Genomic DNA, 7,225 nt, shown 5'->3' on the forward strand with positions numbered 1-7,225 from the left:
CGGGCTGCGCCGGGGCGGCCTCGGGTTCGGGCTGCGCCGGGGCGGCCGGAGCCTGCTCGGCGGCCGCCGGAGCGGCACCCGGAGCGCCGATGACGGCGAGCTCGGCACCGACCTCGACGGTCTCGTCCTCGGCGACCTTGATGGAGGACAGCACGCCGGCGGCCGGAGCGGGGATCTCGGTGTCGACCTTGTCGGTGGAGACCTCGAGCAGCGGCTCGTCGGCCTCGACACGCTCGCCCTCGGCCTTCAGCCAGCGGGTGACAGTGCCCTCGGTGACGCTCTCGCCGAGCGCCGGAAGGGTTACGGAAACCGCCATGGTTTCGGTTGCTCCTTAGAAGTGCGGAAGTCTGTGTCGTCGCGCCCGTGACCGAAGGGGTCAGTCGTGGGAGTGGAGGGGCTTGCCCGCGAGGGCCAGGTGCGCCTCGCCGAGCGCCTCGTTCTGCGTCGGGTGGGCGTGGACCAGCTGGGCGACCTCGGCAGGCAGCGCCTCCCAGTTGTAGATCAGCTGGGCTTCGCCCACCTGCTCGCCCATACGGTCGCCGACCATGTGGACGCCGACCACCGCACCGTCCTTGACCTGGACGAGCTTGATCTCGCCCGCGGTCTTGAGGATCTTGCTCTTGCCGTTGCCCGCCAGGTTGTACTTCAGGGCGACGACCTTGTCCGCACCGTAGATCTCCTTGGCCTTGGCCTCGGTGATGCCGACGGAGGCGACCTCCGGGTGGCAGTACGTCACCCGCGGCACGCCGTCGTAGTCGACCGGGACGGTCTTCAGCCCGGCCAGCCGCTCCGCCACCAGCATGCCCTCGGCGAAGCCGACGTGCGCGAGCTGGAGCGTCGGGACGAGGTCGCCGACCGCGGAGATCGTCGGGACGTTGGTCCGCATGTACTCGTCGACCAGGACGTAGCCGCGGTCCATGGCGACCCCGGCCTCCTCGTAGCCCAGGCCCTGCGAGACCGGGCCGCGGCCGATGGCGACGAGCAGGACCTCGGCCTCGAACTCCTTGCCGTCGGCGAGGGTGACCCTCACGCCGTCCTGGGTGTACTCGGCCTTCTGGAAGAAGGTGCCCAGGTTGAACTTGATGCCCCGCTTGCGGAACGCCCGCTCCAGCAGCTTCGAGCTGTTCTCGTCCTCGACCGGGACGAGGTGCTTGAGGCCCTCGACGATGGTGACCTCGGCGCCGAACGACTTCCACGCGGAGGCGAACTCGACGCCGATGACGCCGCCGCCCAGCACGATCGCGGACTTCGGCACCCGGTCCAGGCCGAGGGCGTGGTCGGAGGAGATGATCCGCTCGCCGTCGATCTCCAGGCCCGGCAGCGACTTCGGCACGGAACCGGTCGCCAGCAGGACGTGGCGGCCCTGGACCCGCTGACCGTTCACGTCGACGGAGGTCGGCGACGACAGCCGGCCCTCACCCTCGATGTAGGTCACCTTGCGGGAGGCGATCAGACCCTGCAGACCCTTGTACAGGCCCGAGATCACGTCGTTCTTGTACTTGTGGACGGCCGCCATGTCGATGCCCTCGAAGGTGGCCTTCACACCGAACTGCTCGCTCTCGCGGGCCTGGTCGGCGACTTCGCCCGCGTGCAGCAGGGCCTTGGTGGGGATGCACCCGTTGTGCAGGCAGGTACCGCCGACCTTGTTCTTCTCGATCAGGGCGACGTCCAGGCCCAGCTGCGCCCCGCGCAGGGCCGCGGCGTAACCGCCGCTGCCGCCGCCGAGGATCACTAGGTCGAAAACAGTGCTGGCGTCGTTCGCCACGTCACGTCCTCCATGCATGTGCGCCACGCCGGTCTCCAGCGACCGGTCGGCGGCTGGTGTCCGGCCGCTCTTTTGCCTTCGGCCCTCGGTCGGGCCCTGTCCTGCCGAGCCCTATCCTCGCACTTGTCGACGCGGAACGAGACGTGGGGCGGCGGTGTGAGGCGTCCCACGTTCGAACGCCCGCCCGTCGCGGGCGCGGTGAGCACGCGCGACGTCCCGTACGGCGGGCCCGCGCGGCACGGCACGGCGGGACGCGACCCGGCCGGCGGTCGGCGGGGCCCCGTCCTGTCCGCGCACGGGGTCCCGCCGGCGACCGGCCGGCTCAGCCCAGCTCGCCGGACGCCGTCTGCTCCGCGAGGCGGACCAGCGTCCGCACCGCCGAACCCGTACCGCCCTTGGGGGTGTACCCGAAGGGGCCGCCCTCGTTGAAGGCCGGTCCCGCGATGTCGAGGTGGGCCCAGGTGATGCCCTCGCCGACGAACTCGCGCAGGAAGAGGGCGGCGACGAGTCCGCCGCCCATCCGCTCGCCCATGTTCGCGATGTCGGCGACGGTCGAGTCCATCCCCTTGCGCAGGTGCTCCGGCAGCGGCATCGGCCAGGCGGGCTCGCCGGCCTCCTCGGCGGCCTCCAGCACCGCGGCGCGGAAGGTGTCGTCGTTCGCCATGATGCCGAAGGTGCGGTTGCCCAGTGCCAGGACCATCGCGCCGGTCAGCGTCGCGACGTCCACGATCGCGTCGGGCTTCTCCTCCGAGGCCGCCCACAGCGCGTCCGCGAGGACCAGCCGGCCCTCGGCGTCGGTGTTGAGCACCTCCACCGTCTTGCCGCTGTACATGCGCAGCACATCACCCGGACGGGTGGCGGAGCCCGAGGGCATGTTTTCGGCCAGGGCGAGCCAGCCGGTGACGTTGACCGCGAGGCCGAGACGGGCGGCGGCGACGACCGCGGCGAACACGGCGGCGGCGCCGCTCATGTCGCACTTCATCGTCTCGTTGTGCCCGGCCGGCTTCAGCGAGATGCCGCCCGAGTCGTACGTGATGCCCTTGCCGACGAAGGCGAGGTGCTTCTTCGCCTTGGCGGAGGTGTACGACAGCTTCACCAGCCGCGGGCCCGACGCCGAGCCGGCGCCCACGCCGAGGATGCCGCCGTGGCCGGCCTTGGCCAGCGCCTTCTCGTCGAGCACCTGCACCTTGATGCCGTGCTCCTTGGCCGCCGCCTGCACGACGGCGGCGAACGCCTCGGGGTCGAGGTCGTTGGGCGGGGTGTTGATCAGGTCGCGGGCCCGGTTGAGTTCCTCGGCCACCGCGGTGGCGCGCTCCGCGGCCGCCTTGAACGCCTTGTCGCGGGACGGCACGCCGGCCAGCACGACCTCGGCGAGCGGCCCCTTGCGGTTCTTCTTCCTGTCCTTGGCGTCGTCGTCGCCGTTCTTGTAGGCGTCGAAGGAGTACGCGCCGAGCAGCGCGCCCTCGGCGACCGCGCCGGCGTCGGCGGCGTCCGTCATGGGGAGGGCGAAGACGGCCTTCTTGGAGCCGGACAGGGCACGGGCGGCGACGCCGGCCGCGCGGCGCAGCGCCTCGGCGTCGGGGGCGGCGTCCTTCTCGGGCCGGGTGCCGAGGCCCACCGCGACCACGAGCGGCGTCTTGAAGCCGGTCGGCGCGGGGAGCTTCGTCACCTCGCCCTCGGCGCCGGAGGCACCGAGGGTCTCCAGGACGCCGGCGAGCCTGCCGTCGTAGGCCTTGTCCACGGCTTCGGCGCCCGGTACGACGACCGGGCTCCCGGCCGCGGACCCAGTGTCCTTGGCGACACCGATCACGATCGCGTCGGCCCGCAGGCCGGGCAACGCGGCGGTGCTGAGAGTGAGAGCAGTCACGGTGGTGAATTCTCGCTTCCGATGTGAAGTTGCTGTGGCCGAAAGGTGTGGGTCGACCGGCCCGGCGCCGACCCTAACGGCGACCTGGAGGTACGGTCTCGGCGGGGCCGTCCCCGGTACGGCGACACTTCGGACGAGACTACGCGCGTCTGCGTGTCCACTCCCTCACGCGGGTCGTCACCGATCGGTGACACGGCGGCCGCCGTCGGAGTCCCGCACGCGGACCGCCGGACGGCGGCGAGGACGAGGGACACCCATGAGACGACTCCCGGGACCGTTCGCCGTGCTGCCCCTCGCCCTGTGCGCGCTGCTGCTGCTCGCGGGCTGCGTCCCGGGAACGGGCTCCGGCGCCGGCTCGGACCCCGCTGCCGACCCGGGCTCCGGCACCGGTCGCGGCGACGGCCCCCGCTGGCAGCCGCGGCCCGGCACCGACTGGCAGTGGCAGCTCAGCGGGCGCCTCGACACCTCCGTCGACGTACCGGTCTACGACATCGACGGGTTCGACCATTCCGGGGACACGGTCGAACGGCTGCACCGCGACGGCCGGAAGGTCATCTGCTACCTGTCCACGGGCGCCTGGGAGGACTTCCGGCCGGACGCGGACGACTTCCCGGCGTCGGTGATCGGCCGGGGCAACGGCTGGGAGGGCGAGCGCTGGCTCGACATCCGGCGCACCGACGTCCTGGAACCGATCATGGCCGAGCGGTTCGACATGTGCCGGGACAAGGGCTTCGACGCGGTGGAGCCGGACCTGGTGGAGGGCTACGGCCACGACACCGGGTTCCCGCTCACCGGCGCCGACCAGATCCGCTACAACCGCATGATCGCGGACATCGCGCACGAACGCGGTCTGTCGGTGGGGCTCAAGAACGACCTGCCGCAGATCCCGGACCTCGTGGACGACTTCGACTTCGCCGTCAACGAGGAGTGCGCGCAGTACGGCGAGTGCGCCGCACTCACCCCGTTCATCGAGGCGGGCAAGGCGGTCTTCCACGTGGAGTACGCGGAGCCGACCGGCGAGTTCTGTGCCGAGTCCCGCGAGCTGGGACTGTCGTCCATGCGGAAGAAGCCGGAACTGGGAGTGTGGCGCGACCCGTGCTGACCCGGGGGAGCCGGCCGGCACCGGAACCACGCTGCCGCTGACGCGCCGGGCCGGACGGGCCGGGCCGCCGTGACCTCGCGCGGGGCCGGAGCGGGAGGCCCGCGGGAGCCCGGACCGCCGCTCAGGCCCGGAGCGCTGCCCGGTCCGCGCCGCCGGGGCGGCGCGGACACCGGGGCGGCTCCGCGCACTCCCCGTCCGGCACCGCCCCACGTCCGGGGCCCGTCCTCCCCCGATGTGTTCCGCGGCGTCCCCGGAGAGTTTCCCCGTCGCACCCCTCCCGTTGGCCGTGCCCGGCTACCTTCGCCTCGCCCGGTCCGGCAGCAGGAGAGGCACGTCCATGAGCACCCCGGTCCCCCGCACCCCGACACGGCAGTCCGCGGCCGTCCTGACGTCGTCCCGGCAGCGCCGGGAAGGGAGCCGGGCCGGGAGTCCGTCCAGGAACCCGGCGGAGCGCGCCCTCCTCCGGATGCAGTCCAGCGCCGGCAACCGGGCCACGACCACGGCGGTGCAGCGCGCCAGGGGCGCGGACAAGGGGAAGGCGCCGGAGACCGGGGGCGCGGACAAGGGGAAGGCGCCGGAGAGCGGCGGCGCGGACAAGGGGAAGGCGCCGGAGAGCGGCGGCGCGTCCCCCGGAGCGAAGAAGAAGGACTACCGCGACCGGATCGCCGCGCTCCTGGACAGGTTCAAGAAGAACCTCGAACCCATCGACACCTTCATCAAGGGTGTCCAGACCCCCGTCAACGCGGGCTTCACCCAGCAGGCCGCCGTCGCGGCCAACGAGGGCCTCAAGCACTCCGCCGCCGCCTCGGGGACCTCCGCGGCGTCGGGGAACCTCCTCACGGAGGCCGCCGGCACCGTGGTCAGCGGCATGGACGCGTACAAGAACATGAAGGACGCCAAGAAGCACGAGACCGGCGCCGGCCACCACACGGCGAAGAAGAAGGCCAAGGTCAAGGGGGCCGACGCGGTCATCGGCGCCGCCGGTTCGGGAAGCTACAGCGCCGCCGTCGCCAAGGAGGTGACCAAGATCCAGAAGGCGGCGGACGCCGCGGTGGCGTCCGAGGCGAGCGGTGTCGCCAGCGCTTCCGTCGGTGCGGTCAAGGGCGTGCGGGCGGCCTTCCGCGCCGGGGGAGCGGCCCGCAAGTACCTGAAGGTGAAGGAGCTCGGAGATCCCCACCTCGTCCACGCGGGGTCACTGGCCCGGCTGAACGAGTCGCGGGAACAGGCCGGCTGGGCGGCGGCGGAGGCGTACGTCGCGCTGGACGCCTACTGGAAGCACGAGGGCGAGGGACGGCTGGAGCTCGTTTCCGAGGCCATCGACGCCGCCTGGGAGGCGATGGGTGAGGCCCGCGACGCCGCCGAGACCCTCCGGCGCGCCGAGCGGGACGTGGAAAGACTGAGCACGGTGCAGGGGTACGCGAAGAAGAAGCAGCTCACCAAGGTCGGCAAGGAGACGGTCGGCGGCGCGGTGGGCGAGTCCACCAAGGCCGCGGCCGGCGTCGTGACGGCGGTCGCGGCGGGAACGGCCGGACTGGCGAGCAACCCGGTCGGATGGGGTCTCGCCGGAGCCGGGGCCGGTCTCGTCCTCGGCGTCACCCTGTACAAGGCGCTCCGCGCCGCCACGAAGCGCTACGAAGAGGTCCGCCACCCCGAGCGCTGGGCGCCGGAGGGCGAGACCTCGGCGGAGGCCGCGTCCCGCGGCGCATCGCTGAAGCACGCCCTGACCTTCTGGAAGAAGGTGTCGCAGGGGGAACGCCAGGCCATGGCGCGCGAGATCTACGCCCTGGCGGCAGGTCCCGGCGTCCCCGGCAGCGGCGGCACGACGGCCGAGATGAGGGAGTCCGCGAGGGCCCTCCTCGTCGCCCTCAAATCAGGCCCCGCCCAGCACGGGCTAGAGCCGGAAGCGTGGGCGGCCACCCTCGACGACCCGGCGAAGAGCTCCGGTTGGATCAAGGAGATAGCGGAGCAGCTGGCCTCGGGGTGACCCGGGGGCAGGGAGCGGGACGGGTCCCCGGGCGGCACGGCCGCCACACGCCTCCCGGGGGTCCCGGCGCCCGCACGCCGGCACGGCGTACGGCGTTCCCCGTCCCGCGGAAGAGGGGGGTCCGATTTGCTGTCATGCCCGGACAGAAATATCTCCACCCGATGATGCGTCAGGGGGACCCCGGCGGGACTCGAACCCGCGGCCGAGCGCCGGAAAGGCACTTGACATGTTCAATGTGTCCATGACCTGCGCGAAGCACTGGGGTGCACGGCCGTTCGTCACATGTTCCGCGGGTCTCGGGGGTCCCCGGCCGGTCCCGTGGGTCCCACCTGGGTGTTCTTCGGGGGGCGGTGAGGCGCGCCGTCCCACCGCCGGCCCGGTGGCGCGGTGCCGGACCGGCTGCCGCCGACCTGCGGAGTGAGTAGGGCGGCGCACGCGCGCCCGGTGTTGTGAACACCTCGTGAAATCCCGGCTCGGCGATGCGGCCGCCGCCGGAGCCGGGATTTC

5 protein-coding genes are annotated in these 7,225 nt (G+C 72.5%); 2 read left to right on the top strand and 3 right to left on the bottom strand.

From position 1 onward, the window contains the following. The 3 genes from AOK18_RS21810 to AOK18_RS21820 all read right to left on the bottom strand — a co-directional run. The coding region (locus AOK18_RS21810; protein WP_338119132.1) for a biotin/lipoyl-containing protein at positions 1 to 316 on the bottom strand (316 nt) is incomplete at its 3' end. A gap of 60 nt (positions 317 to 376) precedes the next feature. Continuing rightward, on the bottom strand, positions 377 to 1,765 hold the full coding sequence (gene lpdA / locus AOK18_RS21815) for a dihydrolipoyl dehydrogenase (protein WP_055574677.1): 1,389 nt from the start codon (positions 1,763 to 1,765) through the stop codon (positions 377 to 379). A 322-nt stretch (positions 1,766 to 2,087) separates the two neighbouring features. Then, positions 2,088 to 3,632 carry a leucyl aminopeptidase gene (locus tag AOK18_RS21820; protein WP_055695451.1) on the bottom strand — a complete coding sequence of 515 codons (1,545 nt, stop codon included), beginning with the start codon at positions 3,630 to 3,632 and terminating at the stop codon, positions 2,088 to 2,090. 256 nt (positions 3,633 to 3,888) lie between these two features. On the opposite strand from AOK18_RS21820, the gene AOK18_RS21825 reads away from it, so the two are divergent. Together AOK18_RS21825 and AOK18_RS21830 are read left to right on the top strand one after the other, a co-directional pair. Beyond that, positions 3,889 to 4,734, top strand: coding sequence for an endo alpha-1,4 polygalactosaminidase (locus tag AOK18_RS21825; protein ID WP_055695452.1), 846 nt, complete (start codon positions 3,889 to 3,891; stop codon positions 4,732 to 4,734). A gap of 337 nt (positions 4,735 to 5,071) precedes the next feature. Further along, positions 5,072 to 6,718 (top strand): hypothetical protein, encoded by a 1,647-nt coding sequence (locus AOK18_RS21830; protein ID WP_055695453.1) that lies wholly within the window; start codon positions 5,072 to 5,074, stop codon positions 6,716 to 6,718. Positions 6,719 to 7,225 lie beyond the last annotated feature (507 nt).

This window comes from Streptomyces prasinopilosus (assembly GCF_001419695.1).
In the GTDB taxonomy this organism is placed as follows: domain Bacteria; phylum Actinomycetota; class Actinomycetes; order Streptomycetales; family Streptomycetaceae; genus Streptomyces; species Streptomyces prasinopilosus.